The following is a 1,786-nucleotide window of genomic DNA, read 5'->3' as shown; positions in this document are numbered from 1 at the left end:
GCGAGTGCTCACACTTTTGTCTTCATCATTGGTTGATGCCACGCCATGTCGGGTGCGAACTCATAGGCCTGTAGCTCAGTTGGTTAGAGCGCACCCCTGATAAGGGTGAGGTCGGCAGTTCAAATCTGCCCAGGCCTACCAAATCGTCCCCAGACGTCGTTGGAGCGCCGCTCGCATAGCAGGCTATGCGTCGCGACCCTCCGCCTAGTCTGGAAACGATTTGGGAGTGCCCGGATCAAGGTCTGCAGGAATGGCGAATCATTGGGGCTATAGCTCAGCTGGGAGAGCGCCTGATTTGCATTCAGGAGGTCCGCGGTTCGATCCCGCGTAGCTCCACCACCGCCTGCAGAGGACAAAGGGCAGATCGGCGAGTCTCAGGATCAAATTCCACAGCAAAAAGATTGTGGGTTGGGTTGAGGCTTGAAAAAGGCATCGAGGTTAGGTCAGAGGCAGGCACCGCGTGCGGTGCCTGCCTCTGGTTTAACGACCAGTCAGGTCCTGGCGGCCTGATGTTCTTTAACAAGGTAGATCAAGCTGAGTCTTTGGATTGAGCTGAAGTACGGGAGGGTAGCTTGCTGCCTGATCGTAAGTCAGACGATCCATAGATAATTGTTCTGTGATGACGGGTTTCAATTCCCCGTTGTCACAACGAGTTGTAATACTGTGACTTAAGCGTCACAACATCCGGCGGATTGGAGTAGGGGGTGCGCGTTAATCTTGCGTGTGTCTTTGAAACAATCTTTAACCTCGGCCTGTGTGCAAAGGGCAGGCTGGGGAGTCTTCTTGGATTTGTAATTCGATTGTCTTGAGTAGGTTTTGGCAGTGCACTGGAAGGTGTGTTGTTTGGAGCTTAAAGAAGATGGTTTGGATTATATGGTCAAGTGACTAAGCGCATACGGTGGATGCCTTGGCAGTCAGAGGCGATGAAGGACGTTGGAGCTTGCGAAAAGTCTCGGGGAGGTAGCAACCGACCTTTGATCCGGGAATGTCCGAATGGGGAAACCCACTCAACGTAAGTTGGGTATCTGTTACTGAATACATAGGTAGCAGAGGCGAACGCGGGGAACTGAAACATCTAAGTACCCGCAGGAACAGAAATCAATTGAGATTCCCCCAGTAGCGGCGAGCGACCGGGGAGGAGCCTGCACGTAATAGCTTTTGGGTTAGTGGAACGGTCTGGAAAGTCCGGCGATAGAGGGTGATAGCCCCGTACACGAAAACCTGGAAGTGGTACTGAGCGTGCGATAAGTAGGTCGGGACACGTGATATCTTGACTGAAGACGGGGGGACCATCCTCCAAGGCTAAATACTCCTGACTGACCGATAGTGAACCAGTACCGTGAGGGAAAGGCGAAAAGAACCCCGGAGAGGGGAGTGAAATAGAACCTGAAACCGTATGCGTACAAGCAGTGGGAGCCTGGGCTTGCCCGGGTGACTGCGTACCTTTTGTATAATGGGTCAGCGACTTATTGTCTGTAGCGAGCTTAACCGTTTAGGGGAGGCGTAGGGAAACCGAGTCTTAATAGGGCGTTTAGTTGCAGGCAATAGACCCGAAACCGGGCGATCTATCCATGGCCAGGCTGAAGGTTGGGTAACACTAACTGGAGGGCCGAACCCACTAACGTTGAAAAGTTAGGGGATGAGTTGTGGATCGGAGTGAAAGGCTAATCAAGCCCGGAGATAGCTGGTTCTCCTCGAAATCTATTTAGGTAGAGCGTCGTGTCTTACCCTGGGGGGTAGAGCACTGTTTGGGCTAGGGGGTCATCCCGACTTACCAACCCCATGC

Annotated in this window: 2 tRNA genes and 1 rRNA gene; all 3 read left to right on the top strand. The window is 52.9% G+C overall.

The window, feature by feature from the left end:
* The first annotated feature begins 64 nt into the window (after positions 1 to 64).
* Positions 65 to 141: transfer RNA gene (locus V6D20_01360), tRNA-Ile, on the top strand.
* A gap of 122 nt (positions 142 to 263) precedes the next feature.
* Positions 264 to 339: transfer RNA gene (locus tag V6D20_01355), tRNA-Ala, on the top strand.
* A 536-nt stretch (positions 340 to 875) separates the two neighbouring features.
* Positions 876 to 1,786, top strand: a 23S ribosomal RNA gene (locus tag V6D20_01350); the annotation flags it as partial.

It is taken from the genome of Candidatus Obscuribacterales bacterium (assembly GCA_036703605.1).
Classification (GTDB): domain Bacteria; phylum Cyanobacteriota; class Cyanobacteriia; order RECH01; family RECH01; genus RECH01.
The sequence above is the reverse complement of the archived record's forward strand: the minus strand, read 5'-3'. Positions and strand labels throughout refer to the sequence as shown.